The sequence below is a fragment of the Nonomuraea sp. CA-141351 genome (genome assembly GCF_050944675.1).
GTDB lineage: Bacteria > Actinomycetota > Actinomycetes > Streptosporangiales > Streptosporangiaceae > Nonomuraea.
The window spans coordinates 10,456,283-10,477,720 of the sequence record NZ_CP191982.1 but is presented as its reverse complement, the minus strand read 5'-3'; the positions used below and the strand labels follow the sequence as shown (position 1 = coordinate 10,477,720).

At 70.5% G+C, this 21,438-nt stretch carries 20 protein-coding genes; 7 read left to right on the top strand and 13 right to left on the bottom strand.

Annotated elements, in window-relative coordinates; all coding sequences use genetic code 11:
- The first annotated feature begins 5 nt into the window (after nt 1-5).
- Nucleotides 6-611: an MBL fold metallo-hydrolase gene (locus ACQPWU_RS49065; RefSeq protein WP_433433215.1), complete on the top strand. Its 606-nt coding sequence runs from the start codon at nt 6-8 to the stop codon at nt 609-611.
- Here ACQPWU_RS49065 and ACQPWU_RS49060 read toward each other — a convergent pair.
- Nucleotides 608-1,444 carry a D-alanyl-D-alanine carboxypeptidase family protein gene (locus ACQPWU_RS49060; RefSeq protein ID WP_433433214.1) on the bottom strand — a complete coding sequence of 279 codons (837 nt, stop codon included), beginning with the start codon at nt 1,442-1,444 and terminating at the stop codon, nt 608-610. The genes ACQPWU_RS49065 and ACQPWU_RS49060 overlap by 4 nt on opposite strands.
- A gap of 101 nt (nt 1,445-1,545) precedes the next feature.
- Between ACQPWU_RS49060 and ACQPWU_RS49055 the strand changes: the two genes are divergently transcribed.
- Entirely contained in the window at nt 1,546-1,752 is a 207-nt protein-coding gene (locus ACQPWU_RS49055) for a YegP family protein (RefSeq protein WP_433433213.1), read from the top strand.
- Here the strand turns inward: ACQPWU_RS49055 and ACQPWU_RS49050 are convergent.
- On the bottom strand, nt 1,732-2,247 hold the full coding sequence (locus tag ACQPWU_RS49050) for a DedA family protein (protein WP_433433211.1): 516 nt from the start codon (nt 2,245-2,247) through the stop codon (nt 1,732-1,734). The genes ACQPWU_RS49055 and ACQPWU_RS49050 overlap by 21 nt on opposite strands.
- 150 nt (nt 2,248-2,397) lie before the next feature.
- On the opposite strand from ACQPWU_RS49050, the gene ACQPWU_RS49045 reads away from it, so the two are divergent.
- A complete protein-coding gene (locus tag ACQPWU_RS49045) occupies nt 2,398-2,649 on the top strand; it encodes a hypothetical protein (RefSeq protein ID WP_433433209.1) in 252 nt (83 codons plus the stop codon).
- Here ACQPWU_RS49045 and ACQPWU_RS49040 read toward each other — a convergent pair.
- The 3 genes from ACQPWU_RS49040 to ACQPWU_RS49030 all read right to left on the bottom strand — a co-directional run bounded on the left by ACQPWU_RS49040 (nt 2,626) and on the right by ACQPWU_RS49030 (nt 8,017).
- A complete protein-coding gene (locus tag ACQPWU_RS49040; protein ID WP_433433207.1) occupies nt 2,626-6,024 on the bottom strand; it encodes a BTAD domain-containing putative transcriptional regulator in 3,399 nt (1,132 codons plus the stop codon). The genes ACQPWU_RS49045 and ACQPWU_RS49040 overlap by 24 nt on opposite strands.
- 66 nt (nt 6,025-6,090) lie before the next feature.
- Nucleotides 6,091-7,149, bottom strand: coding sequence for a lysylphosphatidylglycerol synthase domain-containing protein (locus ACQPWU_RS49035; protein ID WP_433433206.1), 1,059 nt, complete (start codon nt 7,147-7,149; stop codon nt 6,091-6,093).
- A gap of 49 nt (nt 7,150-7,198) precedes the next feature.
- Complete coding sequence (locus ACQPWU_RS49030) at nt 7,199-8,017, bottom strand: PIG-L deacetylase family protein (RefSeq protein WP_433433204.1); 819 nt, start codon at nt 8,015-8,017, stop codon at nt 7,199-7,201.
- 38 nt (nt 8,018-8,055) lie between these two features.
- Here ACQPWU_RS49030 and ACQPWU_RS49025 point away from each other — a divergent pair, with 38 nt between their 5' ends.
- Nucleotides 8,056-9,153, top strand: coding sequence for a glycosyltransferase (locus tag ACQPWU_RS49025; protein WP_433433203.1), 1,098 nt, complete (start codon nt 8,056-8,058; stop codon nt 9,151-9,153).
- Here the strand turns inward: ACQPWU_RS49025 and ACQPWU_RS49020 are convergent.
- Together ACQPWU_RS49020 and ACQPWU_RS49015 are read right to left on the bottom strand one after the other, a co-directional pair.
- Nucleotides 9,129-10,520 carry a DUF2079 domain-containing protein gene (locus tag ACQPWU_RS49020; protein WP_433433201.1) on the bottom strand — a complete coding sequence of 464 codons (1,392 nt, stop codon included), beginning with the start codon at nt 10,518-10,520 and terminating at the stop codon, nt 9,129-9,131. The two genes, ACQPWU_RS49025 and ACQPWU_RS49020, sit on opposite strands and share 25 nt — an antisense overlap.
- Before the next feature lie 174 nt (nt 10,521-10,694).
- The gene (locus ACQPWU_RS49015; RefSeq protein ID WP_433433200.1) at nt 10,695-11,069 is read right to left on the bottom strand and encodes a hypothetical protein; all 375 of its coding nucleotides are present in this window, start codon (nt 11,067-11,069) and stop codon (nt 10,695-10,697) included.
- Nucleotides 11,070-11,287: 218 nt separating this feature from the next.
- On the opposite strand from ACQPWU_RS49015, the gene ACQPWU_RS49010 reads away from it, so the two are divergent.
- Nucleotides 11,288-12,379 (top strand): aromatic ring-hydroxylating oxygenase subunit alpha, encoded by a 1,092-nt coding sequence (locus ACQPWU_RS49010; RefSeq protein WP_433445495.1) that lies wholly within the window; start codon nt 11,288-11,290, stop codon nt 12,377-12,379.
- On the opposite strand, the gene ACQPWU_RS49005 is transcribed toward ACQPWU_RS49010, so the two are convergent.
- Nucleotides 12,349-12,903: a DUF1707 SHOCT-like domain-containing protein gene (locus ACQPWU_RS49005; RefSeq protein WP_433433198.1), complete on the bottom strand. Its 555-nt coding sequence runs from the start codon at nt 12,901-12,903 to the stop codon at nt 12,349-12,351. The two genes, ACQPWU_RS49010 and ACQPWU_RS49005, sit on opposite strands and share 31 nt — an antisense overlap.
- 184 nt (nt 12,904-13,087) lie before the next feature.
- Between ACQPWU_RS49005 and ACQPWU_RS49000 the strand changes: the two genes are divergently transcribed.
- Entirely contained in the window at nt 13,088-14,011 is a 924-nt protein-coding gene (locus ACQPWU_RS49000; protein WP_433433196.1) for an anti-sigma factor RsbA family regulatory protein, read from the top strand.
- Nucleotides 14,012-14,083: 72 nt separating this feature from the next.
- Here ACQPWU_RS49000 and ACQPWU_RS48995 read toward each other — a convergent pair whose 3' ends face one another.
- Genes ACQPWU_RS48995 through ACQPWU_RS48985 form a run of 3 tightly spaced genes read right to left on the bottom strand, consistent with a single transcriptional unit; the run spans nt 14,084 to nt 16,627 of the window.
- The gene (locus ACQPWU_RS48995) at nt 14,084-14,980 is read right to left on the bottom strand and encodes a hypothetical protein (protein ID WP_433433194.1); all 897 of its coding nucleotides are present in this window, start codon (nt 14,978-14,980) and stop codon (nt 14,084-14,086) included.
- Entirely contained in the window at nt 14,977-16,017 is a 1,041-nt protein-coding gene (locus tag ACQPWU_RS48990; RefSeq protein WP_433433192.1) for a CU044_5270 family protein, read from the bottom strand. Before ACQPWU_RS48990 ends, ACQPWU_RS48995 begins: the two co-directional genes overlap by 4 nt.
- The gene (locus ACQPWU_RS48985; RefSeq protein ID WP_433433190.1) at nt 16,010-16,627 is read right to left on the bottom strand and encodes an RNA polymerase sigma factor; all 618 of its coding nucleotides are present in this window, start codon (nt 16,625-16,627) and stop codon (nt 16,010-16,012) included. Before ACQPWU_RS48985 ends, ACQPWU_RS48990 begins: the two co-directional genes overlap by 8 nt.
- 156 nt (nt 16,628-16,783) lie before the next feature.
- Between ACQPWU_RS48985 and ACQPWU_RS48980 the strand changes: the two genes are divergently transcribed.
- The gene (locus ACQPWU_RS48980) at nt 16,784-19,972 is read left to right on the top strand and encodes a S8 family serine peptidase (protein WP_433433188.1); all 3,189 of its coding nucleotides are present in this window, start codon (nt 16,784-16,786) and stop codon (nt 19,970-19,972) included.
- Nucleotides 19,973-20,052: 80 nt separating this feature from the next.
- On the opposite strand, the gene ACQPWU_RS48975 is transcribed toward ACQPWU_RS48980, so the two are convergent.
- Both ACQPWU_RS48975 and ACQPWU_RS48970 read right to left on the bottom strand, forming a co-directional pair.
- Nucleotides 20,053-21,027 carry an aldo/keto reductase gene (locus tag ACQPWU_RS48975; RefSeq protein ID WP_433433186.1) on the bottom strand — a complete coding sequence of 325 codons (975 nt, stop codon included), beginning with the start codon at nt 21,025-21,027 and terminating at the stop codon, nt 20,053-20,055.
- Complete coding sequence (locus ACQPWU_RS48970) at nt 21,024-21,374, bottom strand: MerR family transcriptional regulator (protein ID WP_433433184.1); 351 nt, start codon at nt 21,372-21,374, stop codon at nt 21,024-21,026. Before ACQPWU_RS48970 ends, ACQPWU_RS48975 begins: the two co-directional genes overlap by 4 nt.
- Nucleotides 21,375-21,438 lie beyond the last annotated feature (64 nt).

Below are 21,438 nucleotides of genomic sequence, written 5' to 3'. Positions count from 1 at the left end.
GGCGAATGACGGCGGTGTGGCTGCGCCTGGTGGGGGTCGGCGCGATGAACTCCCCGCGCTACCGTCCCGCCGGGCTGCTGGCCGGCTGGCAGGGCCACCGTGTCCTGTTCGACGGAGGCGGCGAGGCCGCGGGCGGCGAACGGCTCGACGGCTGGCTGGTCTGCGACGAACGCGCCGAGCTGATGCCTCAGATACGCCGCGCGGCCCGGGCGCTCGGGATGACCGCCGGGGTGGCGGCGTACGAGGCCGCGGGCGTGGAGATCGTGCCGCTGCCGGTCAGCCACACCTCACATCCCACCTACGGCTACCTGATCAGGACGGAGCGGGCGCACGCCGCCTGGGCGCCGGAGTTCTGGACCTTTCCCGTCTGGGCGGCCGGTGTGGACCTGATGTTCGCCGACGCGGCGGGCTGGGACCGGCCGATCCGCTTCGCCGGCGGCGTGGGCGGGCACGCGAGCGTGCTCCAGGTCGCGCGGCAGGCCCGCGAGCTCCAGGTGGGGCGGCTGGTCTTCGCCCACATAGGCCGCCCCTCCATCAGGGCGATCGACCGCGGCGAGCGCCCGCTGTTCGGCGAGTGGGGCGCCGAGGGCTGCACCTACCCGCTCGGCTAGCCGCCTGCGATCTGCTCCCCGGCGTAGTCCAGGAGCCGCTCGGCGGTCTCGAAGCGGCGCTCGTTCTGGTCATTGAGCAGCACGCCCACCACGCGCTTGCCGCTCCGCTCCCCGGCGAAGAGCAGGCAGTATCCGGCGGCCTTCGTGTACCCGGTCTTCACGCCCAGCACCTCGTCGGCACGCGACAGCAGCTTGTTCGAGTTGTGCCAGGTGTGCGCCCTGTGCACCGACGTCTTGGCCACCTTGTGCGTCTTGCTCCCGACCACGGCCGCGAAGGTGCTGTCGTCCAGTGCCCGCTGCGCCAGCTTGACCTGGTCGACCGCGGTCGAGTAGCCGCCGTTGCCCGGTGTGGGCATGCCGTCGGGGTTGGTGTAGCGGGTGTCGGACATGCCGAGGGAGCGGGCGGTGCGGTTCATCTTGGCGACGAAGGCCGTCTTGCCTGGACCGTAGTGCCGCGCCAGGGCGCTGGCCGCGTCCGCCCCCGACGGCAGCAGAAGACCGTACAGCAGGTCCCTGACCGTGAGCCGCTCGCCCTTCCGTAGCGCCGCCGTGGTCGCGCCGTTGCTGCTCGCGTACTTGACGTCGGCCGCGCTGATCGTGATCGTGTCGCTCAGCTGGGCCTCGCGCAGCACGACGTACGCCGTCATGACCTTGACCAGGCTGGCCACCGGAGCCCGGCGAGTCTCGCGCTTGCCGAAATGCACCGTTCCGGCCGAGTCGACGACGTACGCGGACTTGGCCGCGACCTCCGGAGCGTCCGCCGCCGCGGCCGGAGAGGCGACCCCCACAACCAGTGCGAGGACGGCAGAGCCAATGAAACCCCCAATACGCATGCCAAACATGTTGGCAGGAGATCAAGAGTCCGTTTGCCGAACTACGCCATAAGGCCAGATCGGATGGGGTAAATCCAAGCTGAACCCGAGGGGAGTGGGCGGTGGCGGGCAGGTTCATCATCAGCGAGGACGGGCAGGGCGGCTTCCGCTTCGCGCTCGTGGCGAACAACGGGCAGACGCTCGCGGTCGGCGAGGGCTACCCGACCAAGATCGCTTGCGTGAACGGCATCGAGACCGTGCGCAGGAACGCTCCGGAAGCCGTCATCGAGGACCAGACCGGGGCGAGTCTAGGAGACCAGGGCCTCTGACGAGGCGGCGCGCCGCTTCTTCCTGCGCCGCACCACCATCCATGAGATCGCGGCCACGGCGAGCACGGCCACGACCGCCGCCGTGACTGGCGAGCGCGCGGCCAGCTCCAGCCATCCCCACACGATGGCCGTCAGGCCGAACCACCAGATCGGCGCCCAGGTCAGGCAGCCCAGCGCGCTCGCGACCACGTACCAGGGATAGGACACGCGCAGCGCACCAGCCACCCAGGGCAGCGTGTGCCGCAGCATGGGCACCCAGAAGCAGCCGTAGACGGCAAGCGCGCCCCACTTCTCGAGGACCCGCTCGATCTTCGCGATCCGCTCGCGCCCCACCCGGACGCCAACGCGCGAGTCGTAGAGCTTCTCGCCCAGCCTGCGGCCGACCCAGTAGTACACCTGGAACGCGCCGAACAGGGCGAGGATGAGCACGGCCCCGACCAGCCAGTACGGCAGGCCGAACAAGGACGGCTTCATGGGATCGGCAATGCCGCTCATCCACCCACCCCTCCCGAAGCCTTAGGTCAGGCTTACCTTAGTTCAAGCTGCAAGCTTCCGCCACACCGGGTTGCAAGCCTCCGCAACCAGCCGACAACCAGGGCTCAACCACCCAGCCTCACTCTATGAGGGAGGCAAAGGGGGTTGAACATGCCGGCGACAAGCGCAGCCGTCCTGGCCAGTGGCGCCAAGAGCGCGGCCAAGCTGCTCGTGGCCGCCTTGGCGTTCACCGGCGCGTACGCCGGCTTCGCCGCCCCCGATGGCGCCGGCGCCCCACCCGAGCACGTGATGACCGTCACCCTGTCGGCCCGCGAGGTGCCCTACACCGAGCAACTCGAGCCCCGCATGACCGTCAACCGATCACGGGCGCCGAAGCCGTCAAGAACGTCCGTTTCCAGGTGAGCTGCCGACCGACCGCTGCGCCGCCTCCACCCAGCGCGGCACGCCGACCCGCTCGGCCACCTCGAGCGCCTTGTTGTAGTGTTCGCGCGCGGCGTCGGGCTGCCCCAGGCGTATGGCGAGGTCTCCGAGCGTCAGCGCCACCGGCCACAGCGCCACCACGCCGGTGCCCGCGCCCGCCACCCGGTCGGCGAACGGCTTGAGCTTGTCGTAGCAGTCCACCATCCGCTCCCGGTCGTCGAGCAGCATGCCGGCCAGGGCCCGCCAGGTCATCGCCAGCTCGTAGAGGAAGTCGGGGCGCACCGGCGGACGGGTGGCGGCCACGGCCTTGGCGTCCTGGAGATGCCCCGCCGAGGCCAGAGCCAGCGCGTACGCGTCGAGCGTCCACTTGGCCCCCCGCGCGTGTTTCTCGGCGAGCAGGTCGACCATCTCGGCCGCCCGGCCGTCGACCAGGTGCAGGCAGAACGTCGTGATCAGCGGGAGGTCCTGGCGGCCCTCCAGCATGCCCGCCCGCGCGGTCATCCTGGCCGCATCGCGGTAGGCCCGCTCGGCGCCCGCGTAGTCGCCGGCGATCATCAGCCGCTGGCCCGAATACCAGACCACGACCGCGGCGGGGGCCGACAGGTCGTACTGCTTGGCCAGGGCGTCGGCGGCGGCCGCGTGCTCGTCGGCGACCGCGAACTCGCCCCTGGCCGCCGCGCACTCCAGCAGCACCAGGTGGGCCAGCGCCTGCGTGGCCATCTGCCCCGAGCGCTGTGCGACCTCCAGCAGCTCCCTGCCGATGCTCTCCCGGGTGTCCACCGCCGGGATGTCGTACGACTGCCGCAGCCGCCCGCTCAGCGCCGCCGCGATCAGCGTCGGGTCGCCGCTCTGCCTGGCCAGTTCCAGCGCCTCCAGGGACGCCTGGCGCCCGCGCTCGGGCGAGCTGGAGCCCTCCAGCTCCAGCGCGAGAGTGGTCAGCAGGCTGGCCCGCAGCCGCTGCTCGCCCTCGGGCAGCTCCATGAGCGCCTTCTCGGTGACGTCGACGATCTCCCACGCGGTGCGGGTGAAGTCGCGCGCGATGCCCTTGTGCGGCACGGCCAGCGACGCCGCGACCTTCGCGGTGATCTCCAGGTCGCCCAGCGGCAGCGCGGCGTCCATGGCCTGGCGCCGCAGCAGCCGGGCCGCATGCATGTCGCCGCACAGGGCCAGCGCCCTGATCTGGCGCAACATGAGCCGCAGGCGCTCCTTCGTGCGCTCCGGCGACTGCTCGCCGCTCTGCTCGTCGTTGCGCGAGCGGTCGAACGCCGCGATGGCCTGCTCCCACAACGTGGCCGCCTCGCGGTGGGCGAAACGCCGCTCCGCCTGCTCGGCCGCCAGCCCCGCGTAGTGGACCGCCTTCCCGGCCGCGTCGGCCAGGAAGTAGTGGTGGGCCAGCGCCGCCACGTCGGACGGCGCGCGCCGCTCGATGACCGCCGCCACGGCCGCGTGCAGCCTGGTGCGGCGCAGCCTGGAGGCGTCGGAGTAGATCGTGTCGCGCACCAGGTCGTGGTCGAACCTGAGCAGCCCGGGCCCCGGCTCGGTCACCAGCCCGGCCAGCAGCGCCGCCTCGACGGCCTCGATCACCGCGTCCTCTTCGCCCGACACGGCGATCAGCACGTCGAGGTCGACGTCGCGGCCGATCACGGCGGCCTGGAGCAGGATCTGCTGTGCGCCCGAGGGCAGCCGCGAGATGCGCCGCCGCAGCACGTCGCGCACACCGGAGGGCACCCGCGAGAGCACCTGGGTCGCGCTGGCCCGATCGGCCGCGCCCTCGGCGTCGAGCAGGCGCACGGTCTCGCGGACGAAGAACGGGTTGCCGCCCGTGCGCTCGACGATCGACTCGACCGCGTCCTCGTCGATCTCGCGTACGCACGTCGCCTTGACCAGCTCGGCCACGGCCTTCGGGTCGAGCCCCGACAGGCCCACGCGCAGCGGGCTCAGCCTGGCCAGCGCGGCCAGCACGTCGGACTGGCGGTCGTCCAGCTCGCTGTCCCTGCACGTCACCACCAGCAGCACCCGGCTGGTGGCCAGGAGGCTCGGCAGCGCGCGCAGCAGGGCGAGCGTCTGGTCGTCGGCCCAGTGGAGGTCTTCGAGCGTCAGCAGCACCGGCGCGCGGCGCGCGACCCCGGCCAGGTAGCCGCCGACGGCGCGGTGCAGCCGGAAGCCGCCGGACGCCTCGTCCTCGTCGGGATCGGGGGCGGCGTCGTCGAGCAGCGGCGCGAGCAGCTGCGCGTATTCGCCCGCCCCGGTCGTGCCGGTGAGCGTGCGCAGGATCTCCACCCACGCCCAGCCCGGCGGGGTGGCGCTGGAGTCGGGGCACGCGCCGGACGCGGCGATCCAGCCGTCGGCGGCGAGCCTGCCCTCGAGCTGGCGCAGCAGCGTGGTCTTGCCCGCGCCCGCGACCCCGGTCACGATCGCGACCTGGAACCTGCCCGTGCGCGAGGCCGCCGTGGTCAGCCTGGCCAGCTCGGCGTCCCTGCCGACGAACGGCTCGGGCTCCAGCGGCGGCGGCTCGACGGCCGCGGCCGGCCTGGGCGGCCAGGTGTCGGTGACCGGCGCGGCGGGTCGTGCGGGGCGCGCCGGGACGGCCAGGTCCAGCTCGGGCGACTGGGCCAGGATGTCGGACTCCAGCTTGCGCAGCGCGGGACCCGGGTCGATGCCCAGCTCGTCGGCCAGGATGTTCCTGGCCCTGCGCAGCGCGGCCAGTGCGTCGCCCTGCCGGCCGCACCGGTAGAGGCCGAGCGCCAGCAGCCGCCAGCCCTCCTCCCGCAGCGGGTGCTCGGTGGTCAGCGCCTCCAGGTCGGGCACGGTCTCGGCGTGCAGGCCCAGCCGCAGCCCGGTGTCGGCGTGCCGCTCGCGTGTCACGAGACGCAGCTCCGCCAGGCGGTTGACCTCGGCCTCAGCCCACGACTGGTCGGCGAAGTCGGAGTAGGGGGTGCCGCGCCACAGGCCCAGAGCCTTCTCCAGGCGGCCGCGGGCGGACTGAGGGTCGCCCTCTTCGAGATGCTCGCCCGCCGCGCGTACGAGCTGCTCGAACCTGAGCGCGTCGACCTGGTCGGAGGCCACCCGCAACGCGTAGCCGGACGCGACCGTCACCAGCAGGCGGTTGGGCCCACCGCGCGGGCGGCCGGGCTCCAGCACCCGCCGCAGGCGCGAGATGTAGACCTGCAGGCCCGACTGCGCGCCCTTTGCCGCGTCGTCGTCCCACAGATCGTAAAGAAGCGTGTCAACGGGCACGACCTGACCTCTGGCCACGAGAAGCCGGGCGAGGACGGCCCGCTGCCGCAACCCGCCGAGGTCGAGTTCGTCGTCGTGTTCGTACGCCTCGACTGGCCCCAGAACTCGGAACGCCACCATGTCAGCCGCCACGCTATGCGGGCCTATGAATCACGCACAAGGTCTTTGATGGGTTTGGGATTGTCACTACTGGGCCTTCGATATCGCGGACGGGGGCTCCGCGCCGGCGTTCCGGCCGTTGCGCCTGCGCAGCAGTGCCCATGCGCCCAGTGCCAGGCCGCCGAACGGGATCTCGATAGTGTAAGTCCAGAAGCCGAAAAGCAGTGCGGTCGCGATCGCGGGAGTGGCCGGCACACCGAACGCCGAGATGAGCAAGGCAGCCACGCCGCTCTCCATGATGCCCGCTCCGCTGGGCGTGATCAGGGCGCTGGTCAGGACCCTGGACAGCGCGAAGACGGCGATCGACTCGGCCGGGCCGGGCCAGGCGCCGGTGGCGTACATGCAGGCCGCCATGATCGCCCACTGGAAGCCGAGGAAGAACACCATGCCGAGTGACAGCCCGAGCCAGCGGGTCCTGACGACGCCGGCGGTGTCGGCGCGCAGCTTGTGGAACGCGTCCGAGGCGTGGATCTTGAGCCGGAGCAGCCGGGTGATGCCGTCGAGCGCGCGGCCGAGCACGTCGGCGGCGCGCTCCCAGTAGAGGGCGACGGCCACGATCACGCAGAGCACGAGGATCGAGATGGCCCCTGTCCACCCGGCGTTGGCGACGGTCGTGTTGGGCGCCTTGCCCGCGGCCAGCAGCGCGATGATCCCGACGGCCGGCAGGATGAACCTGAACAACGTGTTCCAGATGCCGCTGACCAGCGTCATCACCACGATCGACCGGCTGGTGAACCCCCATCCCTTGGTCATCGCGAACGTCACCGCCACGCCGACCGCACCGCCGAACGGCAGCAGGTTGCTGACCGCGCTGCCCGCCGCGTTGATCGTGAGGCCCTGCAGGTTGTTGAGGCCGGGCAGGGAGTTGGTCAGCACGAACGTGTACGCCAGCAGGCTCAGCAGCCACAGCGCGCTCATCAGCGCGATCTCGCCGGCACCGAGCGTGCCGAAGACGGTGCCGATCTGGTGCCAGGAGACGGGCTTGCCGGTGAGTGTGTGCACGATCTGCGGCAGGAAGACCACGAGCAGCACGGCGAGCCCGAGCGACAGCACGGAGAGGGCGATCTGGAGCCACTTGTTCTTCATCGGGGTCCAGTCTGACGGGTCGCCGGACAGGCAACGTCCTCCGAAGGAATTATTTCGGCCACCGGTCGAAGGGATGAGTGAGCCGGGTGCCGGGCGGCAGGTCGCGGCGTACGTACCACTCGGTGCCGAAGACGAAGCGGTAGATCGGGCGCGGGACCTTCAGCATGACGGCGAGCGTGCGGTCGCTGTCGCCGCCGCTGGCCTGGGAGGCGTGCGCGGCCATGGACGCGCGTTTCTGCCTGGTGTATTTCCTGACGTTGACCCGATGGGTGATCGTCTCGTTGGACGAGTAGGCGCTCTCGAACGTCCGTACGTCGAACTCCGGCGGGAACTTGTAGAACCGGCCTGCCAGCCGCAGCAGCCTGACCAGCGGATCCCGGTTGACCGTCGCCTCCAGGACGATCTCCGTGCCGGCGATCTCCGCTGCCCGCTTGCCCACCCGGTGCACCTGCACGTGGTCGGGATGCCCGTATCCGCCCGCCGGATCGTAGATCGCAAGCAGGTCGGCCTGCTCCTCCTGCAGGATCGCGGCCAGTGCCTTGGCCGCCGCCTCCGTGTCGGCGTCGATGAAGGCGTTGTCGGGCCGCTCTTCGGCGATGCCGCCCTTGGGACTCAGCCCCGAGTCGCCGTAGCCGAGGCACTCCACGCGCGCGCAGCCGAGCAGCGCCGCCGACTTGTAGAGCTCCTTGAGCCTGGTCTCGCCGAGCGCCTCGCCCGGCTCCATATCGGCCAGCCCGCGCTCGCCCGCGGTGGCCACCACGAGCACCACGCGGTGCCCCTCGGCCGCGAGCATCGCCATGGTGCCCGCCGTCAGCAGGGCCTCGTCGTCGGGATGGGCGTGGAAGAACACAGCGGTACGTGGAGGCACACGCCCAGATTAGTCTGGGAGGGGTGCGGATCTTTCACGTGAGTGACTGTTACCTGCCGCGACTCGGCGGGATCGAGGTCCAGGTGGCCGATCTCGTGCGGATGCAGGGGGAGGCCGGACACGACGTTTCCGTGGCCACGGCGACCAGGGGAGAGGCGCTGCCCGGCGTCCACAGAATCGTCGCCAGGATGCCGTTCGACCTGCCGGTGCACCCGTTCGGCGTGGGGCATCTCACGCGCCGCATCACCTCCCTGCGCCCCGACGTGGTGCACGTCCACACGGGTGCGGTCTCGCCGTTCGCCTGGATGGGCGTGCGGGCCGCGGCGCGGGCCGGGGTGCCGTGCGTGGTGACCGTGCACAGCATGTGGGATCCGGCCACGCGGATGATTTACCGGCTGCTGCGGCTGGCGTTCGGCTGGCAGCGGTGGCGGCTGGTGGCGACCACGGTCAGCAACGCGGCCGCGGGGCCGATCCGCGCCGTGGCCGGGCCCGAGGTGCCGGTCCGGGTTGTCTCCAACGGCCTCGACCTGTCGGGCTGGGCGCCTCCTCCGGGGATCCCCGATCGTCGTGAGGAGGTGCACATCGTGGCCGTGGGCCGGCTGGCGCCACGTAAGCAGCCCGTGCGCCTGCTGAGGCTGCTCCAGGCGGCGAGGGCGCGGGTGCCCGCCCGGATTCCCATGCGCGCCACGATCGTCGGCGACGGCCCCGCCCGCGGTCAGATGGAACGTTTTCTCGCCAGGCACGGCATGGCCGAGTGGGTCTTCCTGCCGGGCCGCTACACCCGGGAGCAGATCGCGAAGGTGCTGGAGTCCGCGGACGTGTTCGTGGCGCCCGCGCCGCGCGAGTCGTTCGGCATCGCGGCGCTCGAGGCGCGGACCGCGGGTCTGCCCGTGGTGGCCAGGGCGCAGAGCGGGGTCGCCGACTTCGTCAGGAACGGCACGGAAGGGCTGCTCGGCCGCACACTCGGCGACCTGGCCCGCGCGGTGGCGCGCCTGTGCACCGACTCCGGGCTGCGCGAGTCGATCGCCGCCTACAACCGCGCGACGCCCCCGGCCGCGGGCTCGTGGCCCACGGTGCTGGCGGGGTTCGAGCGGGCCTACGAGGAGGCGGTTCAGTCGCGGCGCAGCACCACGTAGCCGTCGTGCTCGAAGACCTTCGTGTACCCGTCGGCCTCCAGCTCGCCGACCGTGGCGAGCTGCTCGTCGGGGGAGCCGAAGGGGAACTCCCAGCGTGAGGTGTCGGCCACCACCCACGGAGCGCCGTGCGACTTGGCCGTCCACAGCAGGACCGTGGTCCTGGACGTCAGGGCGGGACCGAGGGAGTTGACCGCCTCGACGGTGACCCCGGAGGGCACCTTGCTCGCGGCCTCCGCTGCGGCGGCCGCCTTGGGCTCCTTGTAGAAGGCCGGATGGTAGAGCTGGTCCAGCGAGAACTTGGGCACCAGGGTGAGCGCGACCACGCAGGCCGCCGCCGACCAGGCCAGCTTGAGCGAGGCGTGGTCATGCTCGTCGGAGCGCTTCAGCCGGCGCAGCAGCCTGGCCAGCCCGTCCACGCCCGCGCAGAAGAGGATGATCACCGTGAAGGCGCTGTACTGGAAGTCGGCCTGCCACCACAGCGACCGGTCGGACAACATGCGTTCGAGCACGTGCGGCAGCGCGATCAATGACAGCGGCGAGAGCAGGCACAGCATCAACGTCGGCCAGGCCAGCAGGAGCAGCGTGTCGACCTTGGCCTCCTCGCTGAACGGCAGCAGGAGCGCGGCGAGGGGGTCGTGGACGATCCCCAGGATCGCGCCGGGAAGGTCGTCGCCGAGGTGCCCGTAGGCCCAGTAGTCCGTGGCGTCGCCCCCGAAGACCGAGATCACCAGGCCGCGGGCGAGCAGCAGGCCGCCGAGGCCGAACATCACGCAGAGCACGCCGCGCCACCGGTCGCCCATGACGATCAGGCATAACCCCACTCCGGCCACCATGAGCCCCATGTCCTCCTTGACCAGGAGGAGTCCGAGCATCGCCAGGAACGCCGGCAACGTCCTGCCGGCGTGGTAGCGCTCGATCATGATCGCGGTGAGCAGCGGGACGAACATCACCTCGTGCACGTCGAACGCGACCGCCTGCGCCACGGGCCACGACAGCGCGTACGCCACGGAGACCAGGTAGGCGGGCGCGACGCCCAGCACGCGCCTGGTGTAGCGCCACAGGAAGGGCATCGCCGCGGCGAACAGCACCGCCTGCGCCACGACCAGCGTCTCCGGCCCGTCGTGGATCCAGTAGAACGGCGACAGCAGCGCGTAGATCGGCGAGAAGTGGTCGGCGAGCTGGACGTAGTCCATGCCCCGGTCGGAGAACATGCCGCGCACCGGGATGTACGGCGGGCGGAAGTGCGCGTAGTTACGCACAGCCTGGTCCACGATCACCAGGTCGAACGTGGTGGCCCGGAACGTGGCCAGCTTGACCAGCCCCAGCACGGCATAGACCACCGCGGAGACGAGCGCCAGAGCGCTCACACGCACGCGGTGGCCGGAGAGCCGGGTTCTCCACAAGGCGGCGGACGCCCCCGTTCGCACCGCCAGAGTCTCACCCGTCACAGGCAGCAAGACTAGAACGAATCCACCCCGACATGACGCGGCCGCCGTGCCGTCCTGCCCCCCACAGGCGGAACGGCGACCGCGGGCCCGACGTCAGGAGCAGGCAGCCGTGATCTTGCTCGTGAAGCCGTTCATCTTGCCGCTGAACTCGGCCACGCTGCTCAGGTCGCCCTTCTCCATGGTCTCGAACCCGGCGGCCATGTCGTTCAGCGCGGCGGCGACGTCGCCGTCGTACTTGCTCGCGAGCTCCTTGGTCTTGTCCGCCGCGGTCTTCGAGGCCTTCCCGAGGGCCTCCTTGTCCGTGGCGCTGGTCGCCATCGCGGAGCTCCACTCGGTTGCGATCTTGCTGGCCTCACTGGCGGCGGTGTTGCAGTCGACGGCCTGGCCGATGGCGCCGCAGGCGGTGGAGAGGACGGCAAGGGTCAGCGTCGCGGCCGCGACGGCCAGACGACGACGAGGGGGAGTCATTTCCATGCCCTTCGTAGGTTTAGCGAACGAAGGGAACATTATGGATCAGTCCTTGACCGTCACTTGCACCCCACTAACACCTTGCGTATCAAGCCGGTGTAAAGCCGTGCAGGACCGGCGGCTACCTCTTGACTCCTCGTGAAAGCCGACTGACGATGTCGCATATAGAGCAACTCGGTGCGTAATGCGCAACAGAGGGGTGCCGGTTGACCAGCTTGATGCCCACGCTTCCCGGCCGCTCGTACACCGACCCCGAGGTGTTCGCCGAGGAGCAGGCCAAGATCTTCGAGAGCCTCTGGTTCTGCGCGGTCAGGGGCGAGGACGTGCCGAAGCCGGGCGCGTTCAGGACGGTCCAGGTCGGCGGGGAGAGCGTGATCGTGGTCCGCGGCCGCGACGATCGGCTGCGCGCCTTCCTCAACGTCTGCAGGCATCGCGGCGCCCGCCTCTGCTTGGAGCCGGAGGGCGAGGTCAGGAGGACGATCAGGTGCGCGTACCACGCCTGGTCCTACGACCTCGACGGCCGCCTGGCCGCCGCCCCGAACCTGGCGAAGATGCCCGACATCGATCGCGTCGAATACGGACTGGTGCCCGTGCACCTGCGCGAATGGCTGGGGTACGCGTGGGTGTGCCTGGCCGCGGAGCCGCCCTCGTTCGAGGAGACGGTGACGTACGCGGCCATCGAACGGCTCGGGGACCCGGCCGCCATCGAGCGTTACCACGTGGACAAGCTCGCGCTCGGCCGCAGGATCGTCTACGACGTCAAGGCCAACTGGAAGCTCATCGTCGAGAACTTCATGGAGTGCTACCACTGCGCCACCATCCACCCAGAGCTGGTCGCCGTGCTGCCGGAGTTCGCGGGCGGCTACGCGGCGCAGTACTACGTGGGTCACGGCGCGGAGTTCGCCGAGCGGATCGAGGGGTTCACCGTGGACGGCAGCCCGGGGTTCGGCAAGCTGCCGGACGTGTCACAGGACCAGGACCGCCGCTACTACGCGATCACCGTCAAGCCGCAGGTGTTCGTCAACCTCGTGCCCGATCACGTGATCATGCACCGGATGTTCCCGCTGGCGGTGGACAGGACCGTGGTCGAGTGCGACTGGCTCTACCACCCTGACGTGGTGGCCTCCGGCGCCGACCTGTCGCTGTCGGTCGAGCTGTTCCACCGGGTCAACGAGCAGGACTTCGACGCCTGCGAGCGGACCCAGCCGGGTATGTCGTCACGCGCGTACCGCGAGGGCGGGGTGCTCGTGCCCAGCGAGCACCACATCTCGCTCTTCCATCAGTGGGTGAACCAGCGCCTGCGCGGATAGCGCACCATGAGCCCGCCGTACTTCGTCCTGCCGCTGACCACGACGTAGAGGGCACCCGGGCGGGGTCTGCCCGGCACGTCGGAGGTCGTGGTGTGGCCCCAGTCGCTGTGGAACGCGTCGACGTTCGCCACCCCGCCCTCCGGCAGGATGATCTTGGCGGAGCCGTACGTGAGGTCGAGTTCGATGTCCACGACCGGATGGGTGACGACGGCTTCGGAGAGGTCCAGCTCGACGCTGCCGTACTTGGAGATCGCCCGCAGCCGCCGGGGGACGGCCCAGTCGCCGGAGCGCTTGATGTGGCCGTTCTTGGACTCCAGCTCGACCACGTCTTCGACATGCGGCTGCTCGACGGGAAGATCGTCGATCAGGCCCAGCAGGTCGCCGTAGGTCTTCGCGGTCAGGGCGATCTCGAGGCGGTCTTCGAGCTCCGGCTGGGTGAGGCGGCCCTCGCTGAACGCGCGCTGCAGTTGCTGCGCGGTCCGCTCCCGGTCATCGTCGGAGACCCGCATCTGCAATTCCGACATGTCCCTGAGCATAGGTTCGCATTGCTCAGAACGGGAGGCGCCGGCCGGACGGGGTGCGTAGATCCAGCGGGAGTAACCTGCTGGCGGGGCGGGGACGGCGGATGAGTTGGATTCTGCTCTTCACACATATTAGGTACCCAACGGATTGTCTTGAAGTCATCAACCTTGGGTAGCGTGAGGTCTGATGTTGGCGGAACCATTCGTGCATCCGGCGCTCTTCTACCGGGGCGACCGGGAATACGTGGCTGCCACCACCGCGTTCGTCCGCGCCGGACTGGCGCTCGGTGAGCCTGTCGCGGTCGCCGTCCCCGCCGCGAATCTGGCGCTGATCGAGGCTGCGCTGGGAGACGACGCCAAGTCGGTGCAGCTGCTCGACATGCAGGAGGCCGGGCGCAACCCGGGGCGGATCATCCCCGCCGTGCTGCGCGACTTCGCCGACCGGCATCCCGGCGGTCACGTCCGGATCATCGGCGAGCCGATCTGGGCCGGGCGCACCGACACCGAATACGGGGCCGCGGCGCAGCACGAGGCGTTGATCAACTGGTCGTTCGCGGGGCGGCGGGTCACGATCCTCTGCCCGTACGACGCCGTGCGGCTGGCACCCGAGGTCATCGACGAGGCGGCGCGCACCCATCCCGTGCTGCGCGACGCCACTCGCGAGTGGCCCAGCGCCGACTACGCGCCCGAGCTGGTGGTCTCGGGGCACAACCTGGCGCTGGGGGAGCCGGCCGAGTTCGTGTCCCTGCGCTTCGACCGCACCAACCTTTCGGAGGCCCGCAGCCTGGCCGCCGGGCAGGCCGCGTTGATGGGGTTCTCCGGCGACCGGCTCGACGACATCCGGCTGACGGTGGCGGAGCTCGGGGCCAACAGCCTCGACCACGGGGGCGGGTCGGGGACCGTCCGGATCTGGGTGGAGGACGGGCGGATGGTGTGCGAGGTCAGCGACTCGGGACACATCACCGACCTGCTGGCGGGGCGCCGGCCGGTCGATCCCCGTCACGCGGGGTCGCGGGGGCTGTTGATCGTCAACCTGCTGAGCGATCTCGTACGCGTCCACACCCGCGTGGGGGCGACCACGATCCGCGCGTACTTCGACATCCCGTCGTGATCCCGCCCGAAGCCCCAAGCCGACATCACGCGCAGCCCTGACGCGGACGTCAGGGCTGCGGCGAGGCTCGGGTCAGCTCACGTCTGGAACGGCGGGCTTGTCGTCCGTCCAGCCGGCCTTGCACGTCTCCACGCCGGACTTGCCGAGCACCGTCTTGCCGCCGTCTTTGAGGTCGGTGTACTCGGCCAGCAGCGTCATGGCCCTGGTGTCCACAAGGAGCTGCTGTTTGAGCACCGACCCCTTGCGGGACGAGACGGGCAGGGCGAGCTTCTGGCCGGAGCGGCCCAGTGGATCCTTGCTCCGGCCGAGGTCGCTGACGCCCTTGGTGGTCTTGAGGACCTGGTAGGCGGCGGCCCTGACCTTGTCGGGTACGGGGTTCACGTACAGGAGTTCGGCCGCCCGCTGGGCGACATATTGGTCGAGGTCGACCAGCCAGTCGTTCTTCGTGGCCTTCGGATCGGTGGTCTTCGACTCTTCGGCGGCCTCGTCGATCCAGGCGTTGACCTCGGCGGTCAGCTGCTTCCTGAGCGCCTCGGCCTCCGCCGGCAGCGCCTGGAGCTGCTGGTACGTGACATACTTCTCGCCGAGCCGGAACCCGTTGGGCCGCTCCTCCTCCGCCCGCACCGAGCCCTTGCCGGGCTGGGTGGACAGGTGGAACTTCATGCCTTCCGTGCGGTAGCTCCAGGTGGTCGGAGATCCGTCGGCGCGCCAGGCCGCCTTGTCCTTCTTGGTCGTGGGCTTGGCTCCCAGCTCACGGGAGCCGCTCCAGGTCTTGCCCTCTGGCGACTGCCACTCGGTGCTGACGCTGCGCTCGGTCAGGTAATAACCGCTGCCGAACGCGTGAGGGTGGGTTCTGGTGAAGGTCGTCTCGACCCGCCAGTACGCCGCCTTCGGGGCGTCGGCGGACGCCGGAACAGCGGCCACACCAGCGAACAGCAGCCCAGCGGCAACGGTAAGAGGGAATCTCATTTGTTCTCCTTCAACGGGTTGGAATTCGCCCAACGGGTGTCTTGGATCGCGGTGTACGTCAAGAGCAGGCCGTCCGCGGTGGAGCGGGTTTCGATGGAAAGAGGCTTGCCGGAGGCGGGGTCGATGACCAGCCGGGTCCTGGTCGGCCCGCGGTAGTTGGGTGGGGCGAACTCCCCGGACTCGTACTCGATCGCCTGCCCGGCCCGGCCCAGCGCATCGGTCACCTGCCCGACGGCGGTGACCCCGGGCGTCGAGGCGAGCAGCCGGTACGCGGCGGCCCTGGTCTCGCTCGTGACCGGCGCGAAGAACAGCAGCCGCGCCGCGGTGTCGATGGTCGTGGGGTCGTCGGCGGCGAAGAGCGCCTTCAGCCCGTCGGGGGTTTCCGGCACCTGGTTCCTCTTGGTCAGCGGCTTGCCCGCGGTGAGGATGCGGAAGTCCCAGTCCTCGGTCGACCAGGTCCGCTGCTCGCCGGGCTCGGACCGTACGACACCGAGGCGGCCGATTTCCGAGGGCTTGTCGTACGTCCAGGAGTTCGGCGAGCCGTCGGCGACCCAGGCCGCCTCGTCCTGGGGCGTCGCGGGCTTGATTCCCTGAGGCGTCTGGCGGTACCAGGTGCGTCCTTCAGGATCTGCGGGGATCCAGGTCTGTCTCGATTCGCTCTCGCGCAGGACGTACCGGCCGCCGGGCTCGTGGAATTGCCGGCCCTCCACCTCCGTACTGCCCCACCACGTGCCCTCGTCGGGTACGGCGGCCACTGAGGCGGCCGCGACCAGCAGGAACCGTTTGCCGTCCGCCGGGGTGATCGCGCCAGGGGAGGCGGGCACGGTCGAGGGCGCGGCGTGCGCGATGACGATCGCCGCCGCCGCGGCGGCGCCGACCAGGCTGATCGCCAGCGCGCTCCACCTGGCGGCCCTGTGGCCACGTCGTACCCGCTCCTGGGCGAAGGCCGCGTTCAGGTGCTCACGCCCGGCCCGCTCGACCTCGGGAGACAGCGGCGGCGCGGGCAGCAGGTCCCTCACCGCCCGGTAATCATTCATCAGAGCCTCCAAGCAAGGGGTTGGCGCCGCCCAAGGCGGCACGGAGCTTTCTGCGCACCCGCGACAGGCGCGATCCGACGGTGCCGTACGGGATGTCGAGTGCCTGGGCCACCTCTTCATGGCTCAGCTCGCCCAGCGCGCTCAGCAGCAGCACGTCTCTGTCCCCGTCGGGCAATGCGCGCAGTTCGGCCGCGAGCCGCCCCTGTGCGCTCACGGCGTCCAGTCGGGTGACCACGCGCTCCTCGTGGCCATGCTCGCTGCCCTCGTGCGCGTCGGCACTGCGCTGCAGCGCCGCCAGCCGCCGGACCTCGGTACGCCGGTGCAGCGCGATCACGTTTCCGGCGAAGCCGTACAGCCAGGGACGGACCTGGCCGCGCTGGGGATCGAACGTCTCACGCTTCTTGAAGGCGGCCAGGAACACCTCGGCTGTGAGATCGTCCGCGGCCTGCCGGTCGAGCCGCCTGCCCAGGTAGGCGTGGATCTCGCTCACATACCGGTCGTAGATCTCCCCGAACCGCTCGGGCGTGCGACGCGACAGCTTCACCAAAGCCTCGTCGCTGATCGTCCCCCGCGGATCGGCGAGATTCTCAGCCGTCGAATTGGCAGTCACATCTCTCACTCAACCGATGAGGCGTTCCGCTTTCACGGCCCGTGAAAGCGGCCGCCGCTTCCGGTGGAGTACAGGTGCTCCGTCGTTCGAGGCGGACCACAAGAACACTGGCCGGAAGAGGATATGAGAAGCAGATTTTCCCTACTTACAGGGATCATGGTGCTGGCGCTCACCGCGCCGGGGGCGGCAATGGCCGAAGACAGGCCCGCGCCGCCCGCCACCCCCGTCACGGTCACCCTGATCACCGGAGACCGAGTGACGCTGACCGGACCGGACGGCGGCTTCCTGGTAGAGCGGGGCGCGGGCCGTACCGGGATCTCCTTCGTCATCGACAAGCAGGACGGGCGGCTTCGAGTGTTACCCAGCGACGCGGCCGGGCTGGTGCGCCGGGGACGGCTTGATCAGAGGTTGTTCGACGTGACGATGCTCGTCGCGTTCGGCTACGACGACCGCCGTGGCAACCTGCCGCTCATCGTGACCGGCTCGGGCCCGGCGCGTGCCGGCGGGCTACGCTCGGCGATGACCGCAGGCGGCGCCCGGGTGACGCGGGAGCTGGGCGCAGTGTCCGGCCTGGCCGTACAGGCATCGAAGCAGGACCGTACCCGGTTCTGGAGCGAGGTCGCCGGCGGCGGACGGTCCCTGTCCGGCGGCGTGGGCAAGATCTGGCTGGACGGCCTGCGCAAGCCGACTCTGGACACCAGTGTCAAACAGATCGGCGCCCCCGTCGCATGGGAACGGGGCCACACCGGCGCCGGGGTGAAGGTGGCGGTGCTCGACACCGGTGTGGACGCCACGCACCCCGACCTGGCCGGCCGCGTGAGCGCGCAGGCCGACTTCACCGGATCCGCCGACGCCGTCGACCGCAACGGGCACGGCACCCACATCGCCTCCACCATCGCCGGCAGCGGCGCCGCCTCAGGGGGGACGTACAAGGGCGTCGCGCCCGGCGTCAGCCTCCTGGTCGGAAAGGTGTGCGTGAACCTCTGCGAGGAGTCGGCGATCCTGGCGGGCATGCAATGGGCGGGCGAGCAGGGCGCGAAGGTGGTCAACCTGAGCCTGGGCAGCGACGACACCCCCGAGATCGATCCGCTGGAGTCGGCGGTGGCGACGCTCACCCAGCGCTACGGCATGCTCGTCGTGGCCGCCGCGGGCAACAGCGGCAACGAGCGCTCGGTGGAGTCGCCGGCCAGCGCCGACGCGGCCCTGGCCGTGGGCGCCGTCACCAAGTCCGACGAACTCGCCGATTTCTCCAGCAGAGGGCCGCGCGCCGCCGACTCGGCGCTCAAGCCCGAGATCACCGCGCCCGGGGTGGACATCGTCGCCGCCCGCGCCAAGGACGCGCCGTTCGGCGAAGGCTCCTACGTCGCCATGTCCGGCACCTCCATGTCCACCCCGCACGTCGCCGGGGCCGCCGCGATCCTGGCCGGGCAGCACCCGGACTGGAACCCGGCCACGCTCAAGGCGGCGCTGATGGGGTCGGCATCGCCCAACCCGGCAGCGGGCGTCTTCGACCAGGGCGCGGGCCGGGTCGACGTGGGACGAGCCACGGCCCAGGCGGTGACCGCCGAGCCCGGCGGCGTCGGCTTCGGCGTGCAGCAGTGGCCGCACGACGACGACAAGCCCCTCACCCGGCAGATCACCTACCGCAACCACGGAGCCACACCGGTGACGCTCAAGCTGTCCGTGGACAGCCAGGGCGACGCGAAGCCGTTCACCGTGAATCCCACGACCGTGACGGTGCCCGCGGGCGGGCAAGCCGACGTCTCGGTCACCGCCGACACCGCGGCGGCCCCGGTGGGATACCTCGGCGGCTACCTCGTCGCCGTCGGCGGCGCCATCCACGTGAGCACGCCACTGGCGGTGGAGAACGAGAGGGAGACCTACGCGCTGACCCTCGAACACACCGGCCGCGACGGCAGCCCGACCGCCGACTACCTCACCACGCTGCACCGGACCGACTCCTCCACCCTCATCAAGGAGATCACCGTGCAGAAGACCGGCGACGGCGCCGTCACACTCCGCCTGCCCAAGGGCGGCTGGATGATCAGGAGCACCCTGCTCGACGGAGACCACACCACCCAGCTGATCCACCCCGGCCTCGACCTGACCCAGAACCAGACCCTCGACCTGGACGCCCGCCTGGGCAAACCGATCTCGATCACCGTTCCCGACCCATCGGCCGCGCCCATCGGCGCGCAGGTCACCTTCAGCGACGGCAAGCTCTCCTATCCCGTCGTCTCGGACCGGTTCGAGAACCTTGCGACCGCACAGCTCGGCCCCGACCGGACCTACGACAAGTCACTGACCCAAATCGCCGGGACGTGGGCCTCGCCCGATGGCTCTCGTGTCTACCAGCTCGCCTGGTTTCACGAGGGCGGCATGGTCACCGGGTTCCACCGTAAGGTGGCCGGCCGTGACCTGGCTGCCATCCACACCACCTATGCCGCCCACGTGACCGGCGGCCGGGGCCGTGCCGCCGCCACCGCCCAGCCGCCCGGCGGCCCGAGCTCCGACCTCCTGATCGAGACGACGTTCACCACGCCATCCGTGCGCACCGAGTACGTCAACGCCGACGGCGGGGCGAAGTGGCGCCGCTACTTCTGGGAGGACGGCCCCGAGAGCGGTGGGACCGCCTTCGAGTCAGGCCTCGCCGGCTACACGCCCGGTCTCGCCTACCGGGAATCGTGGAACCTGGGCGTCTTCTCTCCCGTCCTGGCGGGAGGCGAGGACTTCAGCGGGCTGACCCGTTCCGGCGACTTCATCCAGATGAACGTGCCCATGTACGGCGACGGCGCCGGTCACGCCGGCCGGTCGGCCACCACCCGGGCGCGCGTCGCGCTCTACCGCGACGGCGTCTTGGTCGACGAAGACGCCGAACTGGGAGGAACGGCGTTCCTCGTCCCACCAGGCGCGGCGAGCTACCGGCTGGTCGTGGAGGCCGAGCGGGGCGCGCCCGCCACCCTGACGACCCGCAACTCGACAGCCTGGACGTTCCGCTCCGAGCACACCGGCGAGGACGACAAACCGCTGCCGGTCTCCGTCGTCCGCTTCTCCCCCGCGCTGGATGCCCGTAACACCGCACCCAGCGGCGAAACCTATCGCATACCGGTCCGCGTGGAACGACAGCAGGGCTCGACCGCCGACAAGGTGCGAGACCTCACCGTGAAGGTCTCCTACGACGACGGCGCCACCTGGAGCCCGGCCCAGATCCGCAATGGCCAGGTCACGGTGAATCACCCGTCTGCGGAGGGGTTCGTCTCTCTGCGCGCCAAGGCCGCCGACACCGCGGGCAACACCGTCGAGCAGACCGTCATCCGGGCCTACCGCATCGCACCCCGGAACTGACCGCGGGACGTGGGATCGTCGCCCCGGGGTGCGTCCCCGCCCGGTGGCCGGGGACGAGCGGTTTGTGGGCGGCCGGGGGATTACGCCTCGATTTCCGACATGTCCGGGTAGCGGGTGCCGGTGACGGCGTCGGTGGGGATGGCGCGGGTCAGGGCGTCGAGCTGGTCGGCCGTCAGCGTGATGTCGGCCGCCGCGGCGTTCTCCTCCAGGTACTTCAGCCGCTTCGTCCCCGGGATCGGCACGACGTCGTCCCCCTGGGCCAGCACCCAGGCCAGGGCGAGCTGCGCGGGGGTGATCCCGGCCGCGTCGGCGATCTTCCGTACCTCCGTCACCAGCGCCGCGTTGCGCTCGCCGCCCTCGCCCGCGATGCGCGGCATCCACCGGCGGACGTCGTCCTCGGGCAGCTCATCGACCGGCGGCAGCGCGCCGGACAGGAGGCCGCGGCTGATCGGCGAGTACGCCACCAGCGCCACGCCCAGTTCCCTGGCCGCTGGCAGGATCTCCGCCTCCAGCCCCCTGGTGAACAGCGAGTACTCGCTCTGCAGCGCCGCGATCGGGTGCACGGCGGACGCCTGGCGCAGCGTGTCCGCGCTCACCTCCGACAGCCCGAGGTGGCGTACCTTGCCCTGCTCGACCAGCTCCGCCATCGCGCCGACCGACTCCTCGACGGGCACGTCCCTGTTGCGCCGGTGCATGTAGTAGAGGTCGATGTGGTCCACGCCGAGGCGCTGGAGCGAGGCGTCGCAGGCCGCCTTGATGTACTCGGGGCTGTTCTCGATCGAGCGCGCGCCGCCGCCGCGCTTGACGCCGAACTTGGTGGCCAGCACGACCTCGTCCCGCCGGTCCTTGATGGCCCGGCCGACGAGCTCCTCGTTGGCGCCGAGTCCGTACGTGTCGGCCGTGTCCAGAAAATTGATGCCCAGGTCGAGAGCACGATGGATGACGGCGATCGACTCCTTCTCGTCGCCCGGGCCGTAGAAGTCGGACATGCCCATGCAGCCGAGGCCCAGCGCCGAGACCTGGGGGCCGCCGTTTCCGAGTGTGCGCTTGTTCATGCCAGTTCCTTGTAACGGTCGATCTTGTCGTCCAGCACCTTCAGGTCCTGGGTCAGCTCGGCGATCCTCGACCTGACGCGCTCACGGTGCAGCTCAAGCAGCTCCCGGCGCTCCTCGGCGGTGTGCTCGCCCCTGCGCCGCAGCTCCGCGTACCGGCACATGTCGGCGATCGACATGCCGGTGGTCCGCAGCTTGGTGAGGAACTCGAGCCACTGCAGGTCCGGCTCCGCGTAGTCGCGGTGCCCGCTGTGGTCGCGGCCCACGGATTGGATGAGCCCGATGCGCTCGTAGTAGCGCAGCGTGTGGGCGCTCAGTCCCGACCGCTGGGCGGCCTCCTGGATCGTCATACATTCAGGTTCGCCCTTCGAGTGCGCTCTAAGTCAAATCGGGGTCGTGCACCCCGTACGCACC